The sequence below is a fragment of the Paracoccus limosus genome, assembly GCF_009711185.1.
In the GTDB taxonomy this organism is placed as follows: Bacteria; Pseudomonadota; Alphaproteobacteria; order Rhodobacterales; family Rhodobacteraceae; genus Paracoccus; species Paracoccus limosus.
The window spans coordinates 16,557-38,193 of the sequence record NZ_WMIF01000032.1; the positions used below are offsets into that span (position 1 = coordinate 16,557).

Genomic DNA, 21,637 nt, shown 5'->3' on the forward strand with positions numbered 1-21,637 from the left:
TTCCCCTAGCATTTGCCGGGTGTTCTAGGCGCTTGGGCCGCGTCTCGCAAGCCGCTAGCGCCCGACCGAGCGGCCGGGGGCCGGCGGCAAGCCGTGCTCGGGGGCCTCGTCCTCATCCTCGTCGGGGTCGATGGGGCCGGCACTGGGACCATGGGCAAAGCGCTCGGCCAGCGCGTTTTCCAGTTGCCGGTTCAGTTCGCGGCTCAGGCGGACATAATCGGGGTTGTCCTGCAAGGGCACGCCGGGTTTCCAGACCTCGGCCAGTTGCCGCAGGCTGGCGCGGTCCATCTTGTAAAAGATCTTTTCCAGCTCGGCCGCCTCGTAATCCGAAAGGCCCAGATGTTCCAGCACATACCGCCCGGCGCGCAGCGAGCTGTCGAAGGTCTCGCGCACGATATGATCGGCCTTTGCGTCATAAAGCTGGAACACGTTCACCCGGTCGCGGGCGCGGGCGATGATGACAATGTCGGGACGTTTTTCCCTGGCATAGCGAATCAGCCGCAGGTTCGCCTCGGGGTCGTCCAGCGCGGCGACAAGGATGCGCGCCTTGTCGAGCCCGGCGGCGGTCAGGATCTCGGGCCGGGTCGGATCGCCGAAATAGCCCTTGAAGCCAAAGCGGCGCATCAGCTGGATCACCTCAAGGTCGGTGTCCAGAACCGTGGTCTGAAAGCCCGACATGGTGACCAGCCGGTTCACCACCTGACCAAAGCGCCCGACGCCCGCGATGATGATCAGCTGGCGTTCGGGAACCTCATAGGGCGGCACGCTGGCGCGTTCCTCGGCCAGACGGCGCGAGATGAAATCGGCAAGGATGAACAGCAGCGGCGTGGCCAGCATCGACAGCGCGATGACCAGCAGCATGCCTTGCGCCAGCGCCCGCGGCAGGATGGCCAGCGACACGGCGTAAGAGATCAGGACAAACCCGAATTCGCCCGCCTGCGCCAGCGACAGGGTGAACAGCGTCCGATCGCGCCCGGTCAACCCGGTGACGCGGGCCACCAGATGCAGCACCAGCGCCTTGATGGCGATGACCAGCACGGTCACGCCCAGAACCAGCACGGGCCGGTCAAACACCATGCCGAAATTCATCCCGGCGCCGACGGTGATGAAGAACAGGCCCAGAAGCAGCCCCTTGAAGGGCGCGATCTGGCCTTCAAGCTCATGGCGGAACTCGGACCCGGCCAGCATCACCCCGGCCAAGAAAGTGCCAAGCGCGGGCGACAGCCCCACGCTTTCCATCAGCGAGGCGATGCCCACCACGATCAGCAGCGCCAGCGCGGTGTCCAGCTCGTTCAGCCGCGCGGCATAGACATAGCGAAACACCGGACGGATCAGATATTGCCCCATCAGGATCACCACCGCCACAGCACCCAGCGTCACCAGCGCCGTGGCCCAACCCGGCAGCGTGTGCATGAAGGCGGCGCCGCCATGCTCCTCGGCGCCGACCATCGCCCGGCTGGCCAGAAGCGGCATCAGCGCGATCATCGGGATCACCGCGATGTCCTGCGTCAGCAGCACGGCAAAGGCGCTGCGCCCGCCCGCCGTCTGCATCAGCGACTTCTCGGATAGGGTCTGCAAGACGATGGCGGTCGAGCTGAGCGACAGGATCATGCCCAGCGTCAGCGCCACCTGCCATGTCTGGTTCATCAGCATGGCGATGGGCGTCAGCAGCGCGATGGTGCCAAGGATCTGCATGCCGGCCAGCCCAACCAGCCGCTGGCGCATCTGCCACAGCGCGCGGGGCTCAAGCTCCAGCCCGATCAGGAACAGCATCATCACCACGCCGAATTCGGCGAAATGCTGCAAATCGGCCATCTCGCCCTCGGACCCGGCCAGCCCCAGCACCGGGCCGATCAGGATGCCCGAGATCAGATAGCCCAGGACCGAGCCCAGCCCCAGCCGGGCCGAGAGCGGCACTGCGATCACCATGGTCAGCAGGTAGACGGTTGCGACCGGCAGGAAGGATTCCATCTAGCGGCCGTCCAGCATCCGCAGTTCGCGCACCTGCCCCGCCTTGACATAGGTCAGCCGGCCATCGCCGATCGAATTGATGGTGCCGCCGTCGATGCGGTCACCCAGACGCACGGTCACGACCTTGCCGCTGCGCAACCGGATCAGCGCCCGGCTGGCCTGTCCGGCGCCGATGATACCGATGATCGTGGTGCGGCGCATGTCGATGCCACGTGATTGCGTGGCGCTGCGGGCAACATTGGCCGCCGTGACACCGCCGCGCGCGCCGGCGCCGGCCAGTTCGGGCTCGTCGTCGATCTCTGGCGGCTTGTAGGTTTGCCGGTTGGCCAGCGCGGCGCGTTCCTCGGCGGCGGCCTGCGCGCGGGCACGGGCCTCGGCCTGGGCACGGGCCTGCGCTTCGGCAGCGGCATCGGCGGCGGCGCGGGCGCGGATGCGCGCCTCGGCCTGGGCCTGCAATTGCTCATCAAGCGCGCGACGGGCGGCGATCTCGGCCTCGCTGGGGCCCGGCGCGGTGGCAGCGGCCGCAGGCGGTTCGGGCGTGGCGGCGGGGGCCTCGGGCAGGATCGCACTGGGCGAGCGGGGGCTGGCGGCCAAACTGACGGCGGGGGCGGCTGCGCTGGCGGGCCCGGCGTCGCTGCGCCGGGGCGGCAGCGGCGAGGAACGCAGCGACGACAGTTGCACCCCGCCCGGCGTGGCGGGCGAGGCATCGACGGCGGCGGCGATGGCTTCCTCGACCGCCGCGGCCGACAGGCCGGCGCCGCCAGCGGTCTTGCCGCCGGATTTGGCCTCGGCCTTGCTGTCTGCCTTGGCCTCGGCCTTGCCGCCGTCCGATTTCGCCGCGCTGGCCTGAGCCGAGCCGGGCCGGGCGGCCGGGCGGTTCGAGCCACGCAAAAGCCCGCCCGAATCCCGGGCGGGCTTGGCAGCGGCCGAGCTGGTCTCTGCTCCCTTGTTGGGTGGTGGCGTGGTTGCCGATTTCAGCGCCGCCTCGACCGCCGAAGAGGAGACGGCGTCGCTGGCGGTGGCCTCATGCCGGGGCTTGCGCGAGGGCCGGGCATCGGCCAGCCGCTGCGGCGTGCCCGGCGCGGCCATGGCCAGCCCATGCCGGCGCAGGTCAAGGATCAGCCCGTCCAGCTGGCGCTGTTCGCCGGCATCCAGCAGCTGATCGCCCAGCGTATCAGGGACCGAGCCCTCGGGACGCTGCGGCGGGCGCTTGGCCTGCGGCGCGGCGGCGGGGGTGGTCGCGGCCGCGCCGGCACCAGCCGCAGCAGCGCGGCGGGCGGGCGGGCGGGCGCCGCTGGCCTTGCCCGTGCTGGCCGGAGCAGCGCCCGGCAGTTGCGGCGCGCTGTCGGCACGCGGCACCGAGGTCGTGGGCGTGCTGCGCCGGGGCGACAGGCCCGGTCGGGCCGAACGGGTCAGCGTGTCGGCGCCGACGCCATTGGCCTCTTGCACGGCGGCATTGATCGCGGCGCGGCTGGGGGCGGATTGGCCCCGCCCGCCGGTCGCGGCGTTGCCTGCATTGCTGGCGGGCGCACGGGTCGGGGCGCTGGTGGCCACCGGCACGTTTGCGGCAGGCGTGGTGTTGCGGGCCGCCGGCGCCTGATTGGGACGGGTCGCCAGCAGCGGCGCGGTCGCGGCATCAGTGGCGGTGCCCGTGGTCACCGGATGGGCCGGGGCGACGGCACCGGGCGCATGCGGCGGCACGACGGCGGCGGCCACGGCGGCGGCGGCGATCACGACGCGGCGCTGTTCAGCCTCGGTCAGGGCCGAGACCGGCTCTTCGACCGCCTTGACCTGCGGCATCGGCCCGTCATCGGGAATGGTGTCGTCCGCTGCGGCCAGTTGTGTATCGGCCGGCACCGAGCTTTCGCCCGTGGCCGGATCCGTGACCGGGGTGTCGGTCTGGGTCTGCGTTTCCGGGACGGCGGCGGGGGCCGGCTCGACGGTTTCGGCGGCTTCGGGCGCGGCAGTCGTTTGCGGCACGCTGTCAGCGGCGGGTGCCGTGGCCGAAGCGGGCGCGGCATCATCGACGGCCACCACTTGCGCCGGACGGTCGCCCGGAACGGCAAAGGCCCAGATCAGCACCAGCCCGACGACCAGCAGCGCCAACATGCCCAAGAGGCTGGCCAGGCCACCGCGATGGCCGCTGGCGCCGGGGCGCTCGGCCATGCCGAAGCCGGCAGGCTCTTCGCGCTGCTGGCGGGCCTCGGCGGCGCGATCATGCAGGGCGCGGGCACGCGGGTTCAGCGCCTCGACCCGAGGCGCGACCTTGGGCGTGCCCGGCCGGGCCGGAGCGTGACGGACGACGGGCGCAGCAGCAGCAGGCTTGGCGACGGCAGGTTCGGCGGGGGCGTCCTTGGTGGCCTCATCCGCCTCGGCCACCGGGGTTTCGGTGGTCGGAGTCTCGGCGGCGGATTCCGTGACGGTTTCGGCAGCGGCCTCGGCGGGGGCTTCGACCTCGGCTTCGGGGACGCCGGCATCCACCTTGGCCTCGGTCGGCTCGGCGTCCGGGTCCGAGGCCGGCTCGGCCTTATCCTCGTTCTCAGGCGCGGCCGCATCGGCCGGGGCGCTGGCGCCGGGATCATCGGCCGGAAGGGCCAGATCCTCGGGCGCGGTGGCGGCTTCGAGAGCCGCGCTTTCGGCGTCCTCGGCCGCCTCGGCGGCATCTGCACCGGTTTGCGGCTTGGCCAAGGCTTCTGTCACGGCCTTGGCCGGGATTTCATCGACCGGGCCTGCGGCGGCCAGAACCGCATCGGCCGCAACCGGGATCGCAGCCGCCCCGACCGGGGCAACCGCCGCGCGGCTGCGCTGCGGCGCGTCCAGCACGAAGACCGGCTCGCCGGGGAACTGGCCCTCTTGCGGGTCGGCGCAATAGCCCACGCCCCGGAACCCGTATTCGGCAGCGAAATCGCGGGCCTCGCGCAGGGTCTGACGCGCCACCGCCGCGACGCGCACACTGTCGCCGTCGCCATGCCAGTCAAAGGACAGCTCGCCGATCGGATAGGGCGTCAGCCCGTCCAGCGCCTGCCCCACCGCCCGCTCGCGGTCGACCGAGGCCGCCACGGTCAGCGTCGTGTAAAGGATCTGGTCGTCGGGGATCACCAGCGTCAGCGGCAACTCGGTGTCGGGACCGGCGCCAGTCGCCATGCAGCGCAGCTGGTTCAGCGCATCGCGAAAGCCCGCCGTCTCGAAATCGACCGAGCCAAGGTGCCGCCAGCCGGGCACCCGCGCCTCTGCCGCCGACAGCTGGGCGGACCTGCTGAGCAGATGCACGGCATCGCCACTGAACGAGAGGGCGTATTCGGTAACGGAATCAAGCGACATCTATAGGCTTTGCCTTGCACTTCCGGGCGCTCGCAGCGCGAATTCAAATTGATTTTTATGGACTACCGCAGAACGCGACCCGTGAAAAGCCGAACACCTCATTGTGAGGGAGCCGCGAGGCGCTTTGAGGGTTATATGGCCGCACTGCAACATGCTGCGGCAACTTCCGCCGCAGCACCCGAGGGAGAAATCTGAATGTCCCGTTTCCGTTCGACCGCCCTGCCTCTGGCCGCCGCATTGATGCTGGCCGGGCCGGCGTTCGCTCAGGCCCCCGATGCCCCGCCGCCGCCCGAGGCGCATGGCAAGCATCACCCGATGCCGCCGCAACCGGCGCGGCTTTCCGTCAGCGGCTCGGGTCAGGCCGTCGCCCAGCCCGACATCGCCACCATCACGCTGGGCGTGAGCTCGCAGGCCCCGACCGCTGCCGAAGCCATGAGCAAGACCGCCGCCCAGCAGCAAAAGGTCATCGAGACGCTGAAGGCCGAAGGCGTCGAGGCGCGCGACATCCAGACCTCGGGGCTGAATCTGGCGGCGCAGATGGACTATCCCGAAAATCAGGCACCGAAACTGGTAGGCTATGTGGCGCAGAACAGCGTCAGCCTGCGGGTGCGCGACATCGCCAAGCTGGGCGAGGTGCTCGACAAGCTGGTCGCCTCGGGCGCCAACGAGATCTCGGGCATCGGCTTTTCGCGCGAGGACATGGGCGCGGCGCAGGACGAGGCGCGGGCCGCCGCCGTCGCGGATGCGCGCCACAAGGCCGAGCTGATGGCCGAGGCGGCGGGCATGCGGCTGGGCGCGCTGCGCGTGCTGTCGGATTCGCCGGTGATCGAGGCGCCGCAGCCCCTGCTGATGCGCGCGGCGATGGATGCCAAGGCGGCCTCGACGCCGGTCGAGGCGGGCGAGCTGACGGTCTCGGCGCAGGTTTCGGCGGTGTTCGACCTGCTGCCCGCAGGCCCGCCGCCCGCGCCGGGCGCCGAGGCCCCGGATGCGCCGCCGCCCCCGCCCCCGGCGAACTGACGCGGCCGGATGAAACAGAACGGCCGGCAGGGATCGCCCTGCCGGCCGTTTTCATGAACCGGTGCGGTCAGGCGCTGGCCGCTGCCAGAGCCTGATCCAGATCAGCGATGATGTCGCCCGCATCCTCGATGCCGATCGACAGGCGCACCACATCGGGGCCGGCCCCGGCTGCGATCTTTTGCGCATCGGTCAGCTGGCTGTGCGTGGTCGAGGCCGAATGGATCACCAGCGAGCGCGCATCGCCAAGGTTCGCGACATGGCTGAACAGTTTGAGATTGTCGACAAGCTTGACCGCCGCATCATAGCCGCCCTTTATCGAGAAGGTGAAAAGCGCCCCCGCTCCCTTGGGATAGACCCGCTGCGCGGTCGCATTCCACGGCGATGAGGCGAGCCCGGCATAGGTGACCGAGGCCACGCGCGGGTCCTGTTCCAGCCATTCGGCCACGGTCTGGGCATTGGCGACGTGACGCTCCATCCGCAGGCCCAACGTCTCGATGCCCATCAAGGTGTAATGCGCGCCCTGCGGGTTCATGGTCATGCCCAGATCGCGCAGCCCGATGGCGATGCTGTGGAAGGTAAAGGCGAGGTTGCCGAAGGTCTCGTGGAACTTGAGGCCGTGATAGGCGGGTTCGGGCTGCGACAGGCTGGGAAACTTGTCCGAGGCCGACCAGTCGAACTTGCCGCTGTCGACCACGACGCCGCCGGTCACGGTGCCATTGCCGGTCATGTATTTGGTCAGGCTGTGCGCGACCAGCGTAGCACCAAGCTCGATCGGTTTGCACAGATAGGGCGTGGCCAGCGTGTTGTCGACGATCAGCGGCACGCCCAGTTCGTCGGCGACGCGGGCGACGGCGGGAATGTCGGTGACATAGCCGCCGGGATTCGAGATCGATTCGCAGAAGATGGCGCGGGTATTGCCATCGGCGGCGGCGCGCAGCGCGTTGAGATCATCCAGATCGACGAATTTCGCGCTCCAGCCAAAGCGGCGGATGGTCTGGCTGAACTGGGTGATGGTGCCGCCGTAAAGCCGGGTCGAGGCGATGATGTTGCAGCCCGGACCCATCAGCGGGAACAGCGCCATGATCTGCGCGGCATGGCCCGAAGAGCAGCAGACCGCGCCGGCGCCGCCTTCGAGGGCCGCCACGCGCGATTGCAGCGCGGCCACCGTCGGGTTGGTCAGGCGCGAATAGATATAGCCCACCTCTTGCAGGCCGAAGAGCCGGGCGGCATGGGCGGCGTCCTGAAACACATAGGCGGTGGTCTGATAGATCGGCACCTGCCGCGCGCCGGTGGCCGGATCGGGGGCGGCCCCGGCATGGATGGCGGTGGTGTCAAAGCCCCATTGATCGGACATGGTGATCTCCTTCCCTTGTCGGGCGCAAGTTAGGAGCGGGCGGGGGCGACTGGCAATGGGGGATGATTTTCCCTGCGCCGTTCCGGTGGCACGGCCGGATTTGGGTATTTGGGAAATGGTGAATGATGGGCGCCGCGCATGGGATGCGGCGTGAGGGGCCGCCGCCCCAGGGTGGGCGGCGGCCGGTTTCGCGGGTCAGCCGCGCAGGGCGCGGATCAGTTCGGCGAGATGTTCGGTCGAGGCGTCATGGCCCGGCGCATTGCCGTCCTGAAGCAGTGGCGCCACCTTGAGCGCCAGCTCCTTGCCGAGTTCGACGCCCCATTGGTCGAAGCTGTTGATGCCGAGGATGACGCCTTCGACGAAGACGCGATGCTCGTAGAGCGCGACGATCTGGCCCAGGGTGTAGGGGGTCAGTTCGGTCATCACCAGCGTGGTCGAGGGCCGGTTGCCCGGGAAGACGCGGTGGCGGGCCTGACGTTCCAGCTCGGCGCCCTGAAGGCCCTTGGCCTGCATCAGGGCGCGCGCCTCGTCGAGCGAGCGGCCGCGCATCAGGGCTTCGGACTGGGCGAGGCAATTGGCGATCAGCAGCAGGTGGTGATGGGCCAGCGCCGGTTCATGGCCGCGCGCGGCGATCATGAATTCGCAAGGCACCACCGCCGTGCCCTGATGGATGAGCTGGTAGAAGGCATGCTGGCCGTTGGTGCCCGGCTCGCCCCAGACCACCGGGCCCGAGGGCACGGTCAGGTCCGAGCCGTCCATGGCCACGCCCTTGCCGTTCGATTCCATTTCGAGCTGCTGCAGATAGGCCGGCAGCCGCGCCAGCCGGTTGTCATAGGGCAGCACGGCGCGGGTGCCATAGCCGCAGACCTGATGATGCCAGATGCCCACCAGCGCCAGAATCACCGGCAGGTTTTCGGCCAGCGGGGCATTGCGGAAGTGGTTGTCCATCGCAAGGCCGCCAGCGAGGAAACGCTCGAACTGCTCGGGGCCGATGGCGATCATCAGCGACAGGCCGATCGGACCCCACATCGAATAGCGGCCGCCGACCCAATCCTCGAAGCCGAAGACGCGGTCGGCGTCGATGCCCCATTGCGCGGTGCGGCCCTGAGCCGAGCTGAGCGCGGCAAATTGCGCCGCCGGCAGCGAGACGGTCTGCGCCATCCAGTTGCGCGCCGTTTCGGCATTGGTCATCGTCTCGATGGTGGTGAAGGTCTTGGAGGCGACGATGACCAGCGTGGTCGCCGGATCGAGCCCCTTGAGCGTGTCGGCGATATCGGCGCCGTCCACGTTCGAGACGAAATGCACGCGCGGCCCGTCATGCCACGGCGCCAGCGCCCGCGTGGCCATGGCCGGGCCAAGATCCGAGCCGCCGATGCCGATATTGATGACATCGGTGATCTTGCCACCCTGCCCGGCAAAGCGGCCGTCGCGGACCTGCGCGGCGAACTCGCGCATCCGGGCGTGGGTTTCGCGCACGTCGGGCATCACGTCGCGGCCCTCGACCACGACCGAGCCTTCGAGGTTGCGCAGCGCGGTATGCAGCACGGCGCGGTCCTCGGTTTCATTGATGCGTTCGCCGCCGAACATGGCATCGCGCCGCGCGGCCACCGGCTGGGCCAGCTCCAGCAGCAGCGCCAGCGCCGGGGCGTCGATGCGGGTCTTGGACCAGTCCAGCACCAGCCCGTCGGCGGCGGTGGAAAAGTTCCGGGCGCGGCCGGCATCGGCGGCAAAGAGCGCGTCGATGCGCAGATCGCCCTGCGCTTGGCGGTGGGAGATCAGGCGGTTCCAGATATCGGTCATGATGCTAAATGTCTCTGCTACTCTGCCCAGTGCACGGTGATATCGCCCAGAAAGGCGCGGATCGGCGCGTCGCGGGCGTCAAGGGTTTGCGCCCGCTCAAGCGCGGCGCGCTTGTCGGGGCCGGTGATCATCAGATGGGTGTTGATGGCCCTTTGCAGCGCGGGCGCGGTCAGGGTGATGCGCGGCTCGTCCGCAACGCTGTTGACGGCCATGACCAGCGGCGCGTCGGGCGCCAGTGCCAGTCCGGTTTCCGCCGTGCCGGGAAACAGGCTGGCGGTGTGCATGTCATTGCCCACGCCAAGCAGCAGCACGGTGATCGGCAGATGCGGGGCGACCGCTTCGGCCAGCGCCGCAGCGGCATCCTCGGGGCGGGCCGCACCGGTATAGAGATCGACATAGGCCGCAGCGGCGGCATTGCCGGTCAGCAGATGGCGGCGCAAGAGCCGGCTGTTCGAGCGCGGATGTTCACCATCGACCCAGCGCTCGTCGTTGAGAAACACCGTGACCCGCGACCAGTCCAGTTGCTCGGTGCCCGAGAGCGTGTCGAAAACCGGCGCCGGCGTGGTGCCGCCCGGCACACAGAGGCTGGCGGTTTCGTTGCCGCGCAGGTGCTGGGAAAGCTGGCTGGCGATCTTGCCGGCCAGCGACAGGGCCAGCATCTCGCGGTCAGGGTATTCGACGAACTCCAGGGTCACGACCGGATCTCCCTCCATCGGCGGTTGTCGCGGTGCAGCAGGCGCAGCGCCTCTTCGGGACCGCTTGAGCCTGCATCATAGGGCTCGGGGCGTTTTGATCCAGCCTCCCAATCGGCGATGATCGGATCGGTCCAGGCCCAGGCGGCCTCGACCTCGTCGCCGCGCATGAACAGCGTCTGGTTGCCACGGATCACATCCATGATCAGCCGCTCATAGGCGTCGGGCATGTCGGTGCCATCGGCGCCCAGCGCGTCGGCAAAGCTCATATCCAGCGGCACCTGCACAAGGCGCATGCCGCCGGGACCGGGTTCCTTGATCATCACCGTCAGATCCATGCCCTCGTTGGGTTGCAGCTTGATGACAAGCTGGTTCGAGCGCGGTTCGTTTTCGGTGTCAAAGATCGAATGCGGCGGCGCCTTGAAGGTCACCACGATCTCGCTGGTGCGCGCGCGCAGCTTCTTGCCGGTGCGCAGATAGAAGGGCGTGCCGGTCCAGCGCCAGTTGGCGATCCGCACCTTGAGCGCGACAAAGCTTTCGGTGCGCGAATCGGCATTGCCCACGTCCTGCAGATAGCCCGGCCCGTCGCTGTCGGCCTGATATTGGCCGCGCACGATATCACCCGGCTCCAGCGGCTCCAGCGCGCGGATCACCTTGAGCTTTTCGTCGCGCACCGCATTGGGGTCGAAATGATAGGGCGGCTCCATCGCGATCAGGCACAGAAGCTGCATCAGGTGGTTCTGCACCATATCGCGCATCGCGCCCGAATGGTCGTAATATTCGCCGCGCCCGCCGACGCCCACGGTCTCGGCCACGGTGATCTGGACGTGATCGACATATTGCGCGTTCCAGAGCGGTTCGAACAACATGTTGGCAAAGCGCACCGCCATCAGGTTCTGGACGGTTTCCTTGCCCAGATAATGGTCGATCCGGTAGATCTGCTGTTCGACGAAATGCCGTGCCAGCACCGCGTTCAGCTCGCGCGCCGAGGCAAGGTCGCGGCCAAAGGGCTTTTCCACCACGATGCGGCTGTCGGCATCGGCGATGCCATTGTCGGCCAGCCGCTGGGCGATATCGCCAAAGAGCGAAGGCGCCACCGAGAAATAGAAGGCATGCACCACGCCCGGACGGACGCGGGATTTCAGCTCGTCCCAGCCGCCCTCACCGCGCGCGTCCACCGCGACATAGCCAAGGTGGTTCAGGAAATCGTCAAGCTGGGACAGGTCGTCGCCCTTGTTGGCGAATTTGCGGATCGCCTCGCGCGCTTCGGCGCGAAAGGCTGCGTCATCCTGCTGGGTGCGGGCGGCGCCGATGATCTGGGCGGTGCCCGGAATCTGGCCGGCGACATAGCGGCGGTAAAGGCCGGGCAGGATCTTGCGATGCGCCAGATCGCCGGTCGCACCGAAGATGACAAGGTCGAAGTCTTCAACAGGAATGATGCGCGAAACCATCACATTCTCCTCATCGCTCGGCACCGGAATACCCTCTGTTAGCGATAACATCAACCCTGACCTTCCGATTCGTCCGCAGCTCCCTGCCGTGTGATCGCCTTGCCCAGACGCGGCAGACGGGCGCGGCGGATCAGCTCCTTGCGCGTCATCTGGCCGCCGGCGCGTGCGGCGCGGGCCTCGGTCGCCTCGACAGCGGCAAGGATTTCGGCGGGATGGCTCAGGAACAGGTCGCGCAGGAATTCATCGGGATGGACGGCCCGCAGCCCCAGCGGGGCCAGCACATGGCGCGGGAAATCGCGCAGATTCGCCGTCACGATCACGCCCGCCCCCGAGGCCAGCGCCGCCGCGACCACATGGCGGTCGGCGGGGTCTGGCAGATCCGGGCCGGCCTCGGTCGCGGTGACCGACGCATCCGGGAAACGTTCGTTCAGCAACGCGATCTCGACCCCGGCGGGCAGGTCGTGGCGGGCGGCGGCCAGTCGCCATTCGTCCAGAATGCGCTGCGACCAGACCGGCTGGAACAGGCCGGCGGCGGCGCTGTCGGTCAGGATCTCGCGCAGCACCGTCGGGTAAAGCACGCAGGCATCCAGAACCGCCTTCATCCGTCCAGCCGGAAGAACAGCGCCTTCAGATAGCCGGTTTCGGCCAGTTGCGGCAGGGTCGGATGGTCAGGGCCGGCCTGACCGCTGTGCAGAAGCTGCATCCGCCGCCCGCCCCGCCCGATGCCGCGCGCGCTGGCGTTGCGAAAGGCGGTCAGATCGGCGGCATGGCTGCACGAACACAGGCCCAGATAGCCGCCTGGCGCAACCAGAGGCGCGGCCAGACGCGCGACCCGTTCATAAGCGCGCAGCCCCGCCTCGAGCGCGGGTTTCGAGGGCGCAAAGGCCGGCGGATCACAGATCACCACGTCGAATTGCGCGCCCTCGGCGGCCAGCGTCTCAAGCTGGGCGAAGGCATCGCCCTGCCGCGTGGTCAGCCGGTCCTCGGCACCCATGGCCCGCGCCCCGCCGCGCGCCAGTTCCAGCGCCGCAGCCGAGCCGTCGACGCAGGTGGCATGGCTGGCACCGCCGGCCAGCGCCGCAAGACCAAAGCCGCCGACATGCGAAAACACGTCCAGCACGCGCGCGCCCTGCGCCAGACGCTGGGCAAAGGCGTGATTCGGGCGCTGATCATAGAACAGGCCGGTCTTTTGCCCGCCCAGAACATCGGCCAGATAGATGGCGCCGTTCATCGGCACCTCGATCGGGACATCGACGCCGCCCGAAAGCACCTCCATGCGTTCCGGCAGACCCTCCAGCCCGCGCGCGCGGCCCTGCCCGTTCAGGATCACGGTCGAAACCCCGGTCACATCGCGCAGCGCCTGCGCCAGATCCCCGACCAGCCGCTCGGCCCAGGCGGCATTGGGCTGGATCACGGCAGCATCGCCGAAACGGTCAATGATGGTGCCGGGCAGGCCATCGGCCTCGGCATGGACCAACCGGTAAAACGGCTTGTCGAACAGCCGCTCGCGCAGCGCCAGCGCGCGCACCAGCCGGGCGGCGATCCAGGCGCGGTCGATGCTTGCCTCGGGATCTTGGTCCATCATCCGGGCGATGATCTTGGAATTGGGATTGACCGTCACGAGCCCCAGCGGCTTGCGCTCGGCATCCTCAAGCACGGCAAAGCCGCCCGGCTCGATGGCGCGGGTGCGGCGGTCGGTCACCGCCTCATCGGCAAAGACCCATGGGAATCCATGGCGAATCGCCTGCGGCTTGGATTTGGGGCGAAGACGGATGGTGGGCAGATCGACAGTCATGCGGGCCTCGTGCGGAACGGGGCAGAATTGACACGGGCGACCGGACACGGCAAGCCGCAGCAGTTGAACTGTTATCGCTAACGGTTTATATCGTGATGCAGGAGGACGCCAGCCCATGACACTCAACGCCACCATCGCCCGCGTTACCGACCGCATTCGCGAAAGATCCCTGTCCAGCCGCGCCGCCTATCTGTCCAAGATCGCCCGCGCTGCCGAGGAAGGCCCGCGCCGCGCACATCTGAGCTGCGGCAACCAGGCCCATGCCTATGCCGCCATGCCCGACAAAGAGGACATGGCCACCACCCGCAAGCCCAACATCGGTGTGGTCACCGCCTATAACGACATGCTCTCGGCGCATCAGCCCTATGAGCGCTACCCCGATCTGATCCGGCAGGCCGCCCATGCGGCGGGCGCCACGGCCCAGGTCGCCGGCGGCGTGCCCGCCATGTGCGACGGCGTGACCCAGGGGCGCGCCGGGATGGAGCTGTCGCTGTTTTCGCGCGACGTGATCGCGCTCGCTTCCGGCGTGGCGCTGTCGCATGACACATTCGACGCGGCGCTGTATCTGGGCGTCTGCGACAAGATCGTGCCCGGCCTGATCATCGCAGCGGCAACCTTTGGCCATATCCCAGCGGTGTTCGTGCCGGCGGGGCCGATGCCTTCGGGTCTGCCGAATGACGAAAAGTCCAAGGTGCGCAATCAGTTCGCCACCGGCGAAGTAGGACGCGATGCGCTGATGGCCGCCGAGATGGCCAGCTATCACGCGCCGGGCACCTGCACTTTCTACGGCACCGCGAACACCAACCAGATGCTGATGGAGTTCATGGGCCTGCACCTGCCGGGTTCCAGCTTTGTCAATCCGAACACGCCTTTGCGCGATGCGCTGACGGTGGCGGCCGTGGCGCGCGCCGCCGGCATCACCCGTCTTGGCAACGAATATCTGCCGGCGGGCGAGGTTCTGGACGAACGCGCCTTTGTCAACGGCATCGTCGGGCTGATGTCGACCGGCGGCTCGACCAATCTGGTGCTGCACCTGCCCGCGATGGCGCGGGCGGCGGGCGTGCTGCTGGATCTGGAGGACTTCCACGACCTGTCGGAAAGCGTCCCGCTGATGGCGCGGGTCTATCCGAACGGGCTGGCGGATGTGAACCATTTCCACGCTGCAGGCGGGCTTGGCTACATGATCGGCCAGTTGCTCGAGGCGGGGCTGCTGCATCCCGACGTCAAGACCATCACCGGCGGCGGGCTGGACAGTTACTCGCAAGAGCCCAAGCTGCGCGATGGCCGGATCGAATGGGTCGAGGGCGCGCGCGACACGCTGAACGACAAGATCCTGCGCCCGGCCGGCAATCCCTTTGCCCCGATCGGCGGGCTGAAGCAGCTGGCCGGCAATCTGGGTCGCGGCGTGATCAAGGTATCCGCCGTGGCGCCAGAGCGGCATGTGATCGAGGCCCCCGCCCGGATCTTTGCCGATCAGGAAGAGGTCAAGGCCGCCTTCAAACGCGGTGAGTTCACCAGCGACACCGTGGTCGTGGTGCGCTTTCAGGGCCCCAGCGCCAATGGCATGCCGGAGCTGCACTCGCTGACGCCCACGCTGTCGGTGCTGCAGGATCGCGGGCTGCGCGTGGCGCTGGTGACGGATGGCCGGATGTCGGGCGCCTCGGGCAAGGTGCCGGCGGCAATCCATATTTCGCCCGAGGCGGCGAATGGCGGCCCGCTGGCCCGGCTGCGCGATGGCGACATCGTGCGGCTGGACGCGGTGGCCGGCACGCTGGAATGTCTGGCCGAGGACTTCGCCAACCGCGAGGCGATGCAATATGACCCGGCCACGGCCTCGGAGGGCATGGGCCGCGAGTTGTTCCGCGCCTTCCGCGCCCATGTCAGCGCCGCCACCGAAGGTGCGGCGGTGGTGGTGTAAGAAACCGGCGCGCGGGTTTCGATCCGCGCGCCCTGCCCTGCCGCGAGGCCGGGTTGTCCCAAGAACGCTGATTGTTTTCCACGCGGTCGCGGCCTCATCGGGAGACGGGCCCAGCCTGATCGGATGGCTATCCCGACCGGACCGGGAGGTGGCCCATTCTGACCCCATGCGCTGCCGCACATGCCCCGGCCAGATCGTCTGGCAGACGGAAGGGCGCCCGCCCCTGCTGCCGCGCCCCTGACACACGACCGCCTCAGGACTGGCCCATGTGGCCTCCACCCGCAAAAGGGCCAGCCCCGGGGCAGCCCCATCGCCCCGCAAGCCGCCCCAAAATGGATGCCATGCGCCGCGCCGTAAGGTCGGGTGACAATCTCTGCAGGCCAGCGAACCGGCACCTCTGGGGCGGACCAAATACCAATCCCAGAAAAGCGAGCGACCGGTTGGCCAACATATATCGTCTCTCCGGCCGCGCCTAATTTGGCCAAAGGCAATCTCGCCTCTGGAGAATACCCGAATGTCACAAAAAATGTGGGCCGAACTTCGAAAGCTGATCCTTTATCCCATCGTGCTATTGATCACAGACGCGATCATTCGCGCATGGGTGGGATAGACCGACCGATTGTCGAAGCCGTAAATCGGGCCGGTCAAGTGTGATCGTCGGCTTGGGGGTAAGGCCGCCCCCTCGCCTCAATGCTCGCGCCGCTGACCGGCCGCCGGAGCCAGCCGCAGGCCCGTCTGCGGCACCGCCGCCGGGCTGGCCACGACCGGGGGCTGCTCGCGGAACTGGCGCAGCTCGATCAGGCCGCCGCTGTCCTCGGCGCGAGCAAAGACCATGCTCAGCCCCGACTGCCCGTCCCCATCCGGCACCGCAAAGACACGGGCATCGACGCGAAACCGTCGCCCGGCCTTGGTGACATGCGCAAGCTCGGGCAGATGCGCCTCGCCATTTTCGGGCAGGTCCAGCAGCGCGCTGAGCCGGCCGGCGCAGCGTTCGCCCAGATCCAACAGCACCCAGACCGGGCGCCCGATCAATTCGTCGCGTCGAAAGCCGGTCAGCCGCAGATAGCATTGGTTGATCGCGACGATCCGCCCCACCCCGTCCAGGGCAAGGACCGCTCGATGGGTCTGCAGCGAGGCCATCGCCCGCTCCAGCCCGTCGTCGGCTGCAAAAAGGAAATCTGACATGGGCTCACTCCGAAACCGCTTGGTCCGACCCTAGGACAGATCCCCTAAGATTCGGTTAGCGCGCCCGGGCGGCGCCCGCCGTCCTTGATCGCCGCCCTCAATCCTCGAGCGGCGGGCCGAAACGGGTGATCATGCGGTCGCGGATCTGGTCGCGGATCTGGCGATAAAGCGCCAGCCGCGCCTCGCGCCCATCGGCCAGACCCGTCGGGTCCATGATCGGCCAATATTCGACATCAAGATGCGAAACCCGCGTCAATTCAAGGGCCTGACGCTGGCTGGCGGGCGACAGCGCCACCACCAGATCGAAGCTGCCGAGATCGTCGCCCCATTCCTTCATCTCTTCGAACGAGCGCGAGCGGTGCTGCGACAGCTCGACCCCGATCTCCTGGCAGACGGCAATGGCAAAGCCGTCGATCTCCATGTCGTTCTTGACCCCGGCCGATTGCACATAGGCGCTGCGACCGTAGAATTTCTTCATCATCCCTTCGGCCATGGGCGAGCGGATGGCGTTATGATCGCAGCAGAACAGTATCGAGTTCGGAAATTGCCCGCTCACGAATCACCCCGGGATCAGCGCACAGATCAGGGTGAACAGGCGCCGCGAGGTGTCGATGTCGATCTCGGCCTTGCCCTCCAGCCGCTCCTGCAAGGTGCGCGCGCCCTCGTTGTGGATGCCGCGCCGGGCCATGTCGATGGCTTCGATCTGGGCCGGGGGCAGGCGTTTCACCGCATCGACGTAGCTGGCGCAGATCTGGAAGTAATCCTTGACCGTCTGGCGAAAGGGCCCCATCGACAGGTGGAATTCGCCCACCTTGTCGCCGCCTTCGGTGCTGATGTCAAAGACCAGCCGGTTGTCGCGCATCGCCAGCAACAGCGCATAGGGGCCAGCCGGAGCCTGCTGGCCATTGCGGCCGGGCAGCGCGAAACTGTTGTCTTCCAGCAGGTCAAAGACCGCGACGCGGCGATCCTGCTCCACCTCGGGCGTCGCCGGCGCCATGGCGCTGTCGTCGATGGTTATGGCGGCCAGCCGGTCGGTGGTTTCGGTCATCATCACTCCCCATTCAACGCGGCCAGTCTGGCCTGAACCGACATACCATGTGCCGAAAGCCCCTCGGATTGCGCCAGCCGCACCGCAGCAGGGCCGATCGCGGCCAGCGCGCCGGGCGTCAGCCGCGCCAGCGTCGTGCGCTTGAGGAAATCCAGCACCGAAAGCCCCGACGAGAACCGGGCCGAGCGTGCCGTCGGCAGCACATGGTTCGGGCCGCTGACGTAATCGCCGACCGCCTCGGGGGTCCAGCCGCCCAGAAAGATCGCTCCGGCATGATGGGTCTTTTCGGCCAGCGCCTCGGGGTCGTCGACACACAGTTCCAGATGTTCGGGCGCCGCGCGGTCCGAAAGCGCGGCGGCCTCGTCCAGATCGCGGGTCAGGATGACGGTGCCGAACTCGCGCCAGCTGGCGCCGGCCACCGCCGCGCGCGGCAGCGTGGGCAACAGGCGCTCAACCTCGGCCACCACGGCATCGGCAAGGGCGCGGTCGGGGGTGATCAGGATCGACTGGGCATCAGCGTCATGTTCGGCCTGCGCCAGCAGATCCAGCGCCAGCCAGGTCGGATCCTGCACGCCCTGGGCGATGATCAGCACCTCGGACGGGCCGGCGATCATGTCGATGCCGACACGGCCAAAGACCTGCCGCTTGGCCGCCGCGACATAGGCGTTGCCCGGTCCGGTGATCTTGTCGACCGGACGGATGGTTTCGGTGCCATAGGCCAATGCGGCAATCGCCTGCGCGCCACCCACGCGGTAGATCTCGTCGACGCCGGCCAGTTCTGCCGCCAGCAGCACCAGCGGATTGACCACGCCATCCGGCGTCGGCACGCAGATCACCAGCCGCCCGACACCGGCCACCCGCGCCGGGATCGCGTTCATCAGCACCGAGGACGGATAGCTTGCCTGTCCGCCCGGCACATACAGCCCGGCCGAGGCAACCGGGCCAAAGCGCCAGCCAAGGCTTGCACCCTCTGGGTCGGTCCAGCGCATGTCCTGCGGCATCTGGCGGGCGTGATAGGCGCGGATACGCTCGGCCGCGAGGGTCAACGCGGCGCGATCCTCGACCGAGACGGTGGCGGTATGGGCGGCGATCTCGTCGCGCGAAAACGCCAGACCGGCGGCGTCCAGCGACAGCCGGTCAAAGCGCTGGGTCAACTCAATCAGCGCCGCATCGCCGCGCGCGCGGATCTCGGCGATGATCCCGGCCACGGTATCGTTCACATCCGCCGCATCCTCGCGCTTCATCGAAAGCATCTCTGTGAAGCGGCGGTCGAAATCGGGCTGGGTGGTATCGAGATGCAGGGGCATGGTCACGCTCGTTATGTCCGGCCCTTGTTAGCGGTTGGCCGGGACCTGCTCAAGCGGCGATCACGCGCCCGGCAAATGCATCCGGGCGCGCGGGACCGATATGGGGTAACGGATGGATCTGGACAGCACCCGATGCCCACGGCCCCGCCAAGAGCAAGGCCGGGCGGCCGCATCCCGCGTCAGGCGATCAGGGTGCGGGCGCCCGGACCATCATGCGTCCGGGTGTTGCGGCGCACGGCCCGAGGGGGCGATATAGGGCCGCGTCACGTCGCGCAGCTCGACGTTCAGACATTCGGCATCCACGGCCAGCGTGCCGTCGCCGGCGAACTCCAGCAGCAACTGCCCGGTGCCATCCTCGCCCGGCTGCCACCGCAGGCTCAGCAGTTCCAGCACCAGATCGGTATCGGCCCGGTCGATGCCGTCGCTTTGCACCCGCTGCACGTCCGAGATCAGCAGCACCGCGCGCACCCGCTCGAAGGCGCGCTCCTCGCGCCGCGCCGCCGCCGCATCCTCCCAGCGAAAGCGGTTCAGAAGCAGCGCCAGCTGCCGGTGACGCAGGTCATAGGCGATCTCGGTCACTGGCAGGATCGAATCCTGCACCAAGGACGAGATGATCAGCAGATCCTCGGCGTCCTCTGCCATCAACGACAGGGCGGCGGGATCGGCATCGGTAAAACGCGCGTCAGTCATGATGGGCAGGCTCCTTGATGCGTTCGATCTGCGCGCCGACGCCGCGCAGCTTGCGCACGACCTTCTCATAGCCACGATCAAGGTGATAGACCCGGCTCACGATGGTCTCGCCCTCGGCGGCAAGGCCGGCCAGGATCAGGCTGACCGAGGCGCGCAGGTCGGTGGCCATCACCGGAGCACCGCGCAGCTTGTCGACGCCATGCACCGTGGCATGCCCGCCATGCACCTCGATCCGCGCGCCCATGCGGATCAGCTCGGGGGCGTGCATGAAGCGGTTCTCGAAGATCTTTTCCTCCAGCACCGAGGTGCCCTCGGCCGTGCACAGCAGCGCCATCATCTGCGCCTGCAGATCGGTCGGGAAGCCCGGGAAGGGTTCGGTCACCACATCCACCGCGCGCACGCGGCCGTTCTTGCGCGCAACCTTCAGCCCGCGCTCGGTCTCGGTCACGTCGATGCCGGCCTCGTCGAGCTTTTCGCAGAAGGCCGCGACCAGATCGATGCGACCGCCCAGACATTCGACCTCGCCGCCGCAGATCGCAGGGGCCAGCATATAGGTGCCCAGTTCGATCCGGTCGGTCACGACGGGATGGGTCGCACCATGCAGGGCGGTGACGCCCTCGACGGTGATGGTCGAGGTGCCCTCGCCCTCGATCTGCGCGCCCATGCGGCGCAGGCATTGCGCCAGATCGACGATCTCGGGCTCACGCGCGGCATTGTTGATGACCGTGGTGCCGCGCGCCAGCGTCGCCGCCAGCAGCGCGTTTTCCGTCGCCCCGACCGAGACCAGCGGAAAGTCGATCACCGCACCTTTCAGCCCTCCGGCCGGCGCCTTGGCATGGACATAGCCATCGCGCAGGTCCAGCTCCGCCCCCATCGCCTCGAAGGCTTTCAGATGCAGGTCCACCGGGCGGGCACCAATCGCGCAGCCACCGGGCAGGGAGACCTCGGCGTGGCCATAGCGCGCCAGCAGCGGCCCCAGCACCAGAATCGAGGCCCGCATCTTGCGCACAATGTCATAATTCGCGGTGTGGCTGGTCAGATCGTGGCTCGATAGCGCCAGCACCTCGCCGCCTTGCAGGCTGGCAACCTCGGCCCCCAGCGATTGCAGCAGGTCGGTCATCGTGCGGATGTCCGAGAGCCGCGGCGCATTGGTCAGCGTCAGCGGCTGGTCCGTCAGCAGCGTCGCCGGCATGAGCGTCAGGCAGGCGTTCTTGGCACCGGCGATCGGGATCTCGCCCTTGAGCGGCCCGTTCCCCCTTACGATGATCTGATCCATTTAGTCCTCGTTGTCGCGGGTTCGGCCTGCGGGGTCGCCCTGCCCCTGCCCCCCGTCATCTGGCTGCTCGTTATCTGGCTGGTCGTCCTGTGCCCCCGCGCGTGCACGGCCCTGAGCCTTGCGCCGGGCCAGATTGGCGCGCAGGGCAGCCTTCAGGCGCGCTTCGCGCCCGTCAGTAGAATCCGCCTTGCCCGCTTTTCTGGTCATGCTTCCCTGTTAACCGCATCCGAAGATTGCGTCCAGAAGCTGCCGCCCGATGCCGCCGATGGCCATGAGCGCAGTTTTTTCCAACTTACCTCTTGCGCCCGCCCGAAGCCCGGTCTAAAGCCCCGCCCACGATGCTGTGGTAGCTCAGTGGTAGAGCACTCCCTTGGTAAGGGAGAGGTCGAGAGTTCAATCCTCTCTCACAGCACCATCCTCCCCAAGAAAATCAAGTGGTTAGGTGGAGATGGTGGCGGCTGCTGGCTGTTACCCCGCGTTACCCCCAGCGACTCAGAAGGGCTCGCCCCAGTCCGGGTCGATGTCGCAGCCGTTGCCACCATCAGCCTCGACCCTGATGCCGTTGTGGCCGCCGCCCGCCTCCATCACCGCGTCGGCGATTGCCCAGCGGAGGTCTGGCGCCCAGAGCCCGGGCCGAACGGTTACGATGTAGCAGGCCCCTGCGTTTGAATCGCACCAGACGGATTCTGTTGAACGGCTTGCAATAAGGACCCCGCTTCTGGGGTGATCGGCGTCCAAAAGGGACCCCACCGACCGGGGGTTGGGTCCATTGTGCCTTCGATGATTATCGGAGGCCGAGCACGGGATGCTGA

General features: G+C 68.0%; 18 protein-coding genes and 1 tRNA gene. 3 read left to right on the top strand and 16 right to left on the bottom strand.

The window, feature by feature from the left end; all coding sequences use genetic code 11:
- Nucleotides 1–54: 54 nt before the first annotated feature.
- The gene (locus tag GL279_RS16720; RefSeq protein ID WP_155065768.1) at nucleotides 55–1,971 is read right to left on the bottom strand and encodes a cation:proton antiporter domain-containing protein; all 1,917 of its coding nucleotides are present in this window, start codon (nucleotides 1,969–1,971) and stop codon (nucleotides 55–57) included.
- A complete protein-coding gene (locus tag GL279_RS16725; RefSeq protein ID WP_155065769.1) occupies nucleotides 1,972–5,292 on the bottom strand; it encodes a hypothetical protein in 3,321 nt (1,106 codons plus the stop codon). It lies immediately after the preceding gene.
- A 195-nt stretch (nucleotides 5,293–5,487) separates the two neighbouring features.
- On the opposite strand from GL279_RS16725, the gene GL279_RS16730 reads away from it, so the two are divergent.
- Entirely contained in the window at nucleotides 5,488–6,309 is an 822-nt protein-coding gene (locus GL279_RS16730; RefSeq protein WP_155065770.1) for an SIMPL domain-containing protein, read from the top strand.
- Between the two features lie 67 nt (nucleotides 6,310–6,376).
- On the opposite strand, the gene GL279_RS16735 is transcribed toward GL279_RS16730, so the two are convergent.
- The 6 genes from GL279_RS16735 to GL279_RS16760 form a co-directional block, all read right to left on the bottom strand.
- Nucleotides 6,377–7,663: an O-acetylhomoserine aminocarboxypropyltransferase/cysteine synthase family protein gene (locus GL279_RS16735; RefSeq protein WP_155065771.1), complete on the bottom strand. Its 1,287-nt coding sequence runs from the start codon at nucleotides 7,661–7,663 to the stop codon at nucleotides 6,377–6,379.
- 195 nt (nucleotides 7,664–7,858) lie between these two features.
- A complete protein-coding gene (gene pgi / locus GL279_RS16740) occupies nucleotides 7,859–9,463 on the bottom strand; it encodes a glucose-6-phosphate isomerase (RefSeq protein WP_155065772.1) in 1,605 nt (534 codons plus the stop codon).
- A gap of 17 nt (nucleotides 9,464–9,480) precedes the next feature.
- Nucleotides 9,481–10,152 carry a 6-phosphogluconolactonase gene (gene pgl, locus GL279_RS16745; RefSeq protein WP_211371353.1) on the bottom strand — a complete coding sequence of 224 codons (672 nt, stop codon included), beginning with the start codon at nucleotides 10,150–10,152 and terminating at the stop codon, nucleotides 9,481–9,483.
- Between the two features lie 2 nt (nucleotides 10,153–10,154).
- Nucleotides 10,155–11,606: a glucose-6-phosphate dehydrogenase gene (gene zwf, locus GL279_RS16750; protein ID WP_155065774.1), complete on the bottom strand. Its 1,452-nt coding sequence runs from the start codon at nucleotides 11,604–11,606 to the stop codon at nucleotides 10,155–10,157.
- 50 nt (nucleotides 11,607–11,656) lie between these two features.
- Nucleotides 11,657–12,208, bottom strand: a complete 552-nt coding sequence (locus GL279_RS16755) for an RSP_2648 family PIN domain-containing protein (protein WP_155065775.1) — start codon at nucleotides 12,206–12,208, stop codon at nucleotides 11,657–11,659.
- The gene (locus GL279_RS16760; RefSeq protein ID WP_155065776.1) at nucleotides 12,205–13,401 is read right to left on the bottom strand and encodes an RSP_2647 family RNA methyltransferase; all 1,197 of its coding nucleotides are present in this window, start codon (nucleotides 13,399–13,401) and stop codon (nucleotides 12,205–12,207) included. The genes GL279_RS16755 and GL279_RS16760 overlap by 4 nt, the downstream gene beginning before the upstream one ends.
- A 115-nt stretch (nucleotides 13,402–13,516) precedes the next feature.
- Here GL279_RS16760 and edd point away from each other — a divergent pair, with 115 nt between their 5' ends.
- The gene (gene edd / locus GL279_RS16765) at nucleotides 13,517–15,319 is read left to right on the top strand and encodes a phosphogluconate dehydratase (protein ID WP_155065777.1); all 1,803 of its coding nucleotides are present in this window, start codon (nucleotides 13,517–13,519) and stop codon (nucleotides 15,317–15,319) included.
- A gap of 687 nt (nucleotides 15,320–16,006) precedes the next feature.
- Here the strand turns inward: edd and GL279_RS16770 are convergent.
- The 7 genes from GL279_RS16770 to GL279_RS16800 all read right to left on the bottom strand — a co-directional run bounded on the left by GL279_RS16770 (nucleotide 16,007) and on the right by GL279_RS16800 (nucleotide 21,032).
- Nucleotides 16,007–16,504, bottom strand: a complete 498-nt coding sequence (locus GL279_RS16770; RefSeq protein ID WP_155065778.1) for a PAS domain-containing protein — start codon at nucleotides 16,502–16,504, stop codon at nucleotides 16,007–16,009.
- 97 nt (nucleotides 16,505–16,601) lie between these two features.
- Nucleotides 16,602–17,060: an arsenate-mycothiol transferase ArsC gene (locus tag GL279_RS16775; protein WP_343039838.1), complete on the bottom strand. Its 459-nt coding sequence runs from the start codon at nucleotides 17,058–17,060 to the stop codon at nucleotides 16,602–16,604.
- Nucleotides 17,061–17,063: 3 nt separating this feature from the next.
- The gene (locus GL279_RS16780) at nucleotides 17,064–17,555 is read right to left on the bottom strand and encodes a UPF0262 family protein (RefSeq protein WP_425495613.1); all 492 of its coding nucleotides are present in this window, start codon (nucleotides 17,553–17,555) and stop codon (nucleotides 17,064–17,066) included.
- Nucleotides 17,555–18,859 carry a histidinol dehydrogenase gene (gene hisD / locus GL279_RS16785; protein ID WP_155065780.1) on the bottom strand — a complete coding sequence of 435 codons (1,305 nt, stop codon included), beginning with the start codon at nucleotides 18,857–18,859 and terminating at the stop codon, nucleotides 17,555–17,557. Before hisD ends, GL279_RS16780 begins: the two co-directional genes overlap by 1 nt.
- A gap of 210 nt (nucleotides 18,860–19,069) precedes the next feature.
- The gene (locus tag GL279_RS16790) at nucleotides 19,070–19,549 is read right to left on the bottom strand and encodes a DUF2948 family protein (protein WP_155065781.1); all 480 of its coding nucleotides are present in this window, start codon (nucleotides 19,547–19,549) and stop codon (nucleotides 19,070–19,072) included.
- The gene (murA, locus tag GL279_RS16795) at nucleotides 19,542–20,825 is read right to left on the bottom strand and encodes a UDP-N-acetylglucosamine 1-carboxyvinyltransferase (protein ID WP_155065782.1); all 1,284 of its coding nucleotides are present in this window, start codon (nucleotides 20,823–20,825) and stop codon (nucleotides 19,542–19,544) included. Before murA ends, GL279_RS16790 begins: the two co-directional genes overlap by 8 nt.
- A complete protein-coding gene (locus tag GL279_RS16800; RefSeq protein ID WP_155065783.1) occupies nucleotides 20,826–21,032 on the bottom strand; it encodes a hypothetical protein in 207 nt (68 codons plus the stop codon). It lies immediately after the preceding gene.
- A gap of 133 nt (nucleotides 21,033–21,165) precedes the next feature.
- Here GL279_RS16800 and GL279_RS16805 point away from each other — a divergent pair.
- Nucleotides 21,166–21,240 (top strand) — tRNA-Thr (locus GL279_RS16805).
- A gap of 77 nt (nucleotides 21,241–21,317) precedes the next feature.
- Here the strand turns inward: GL279_RS16805 and GL279_RS19295 are convergent.
- Nucleotides 21,318–21,637: hypothetical protein (locus GL279_RS19295; RefSeq protein ID WP_211371352.1), on the bottom strand; the 320-nt coding region annotated here is incomplete at its 5' end.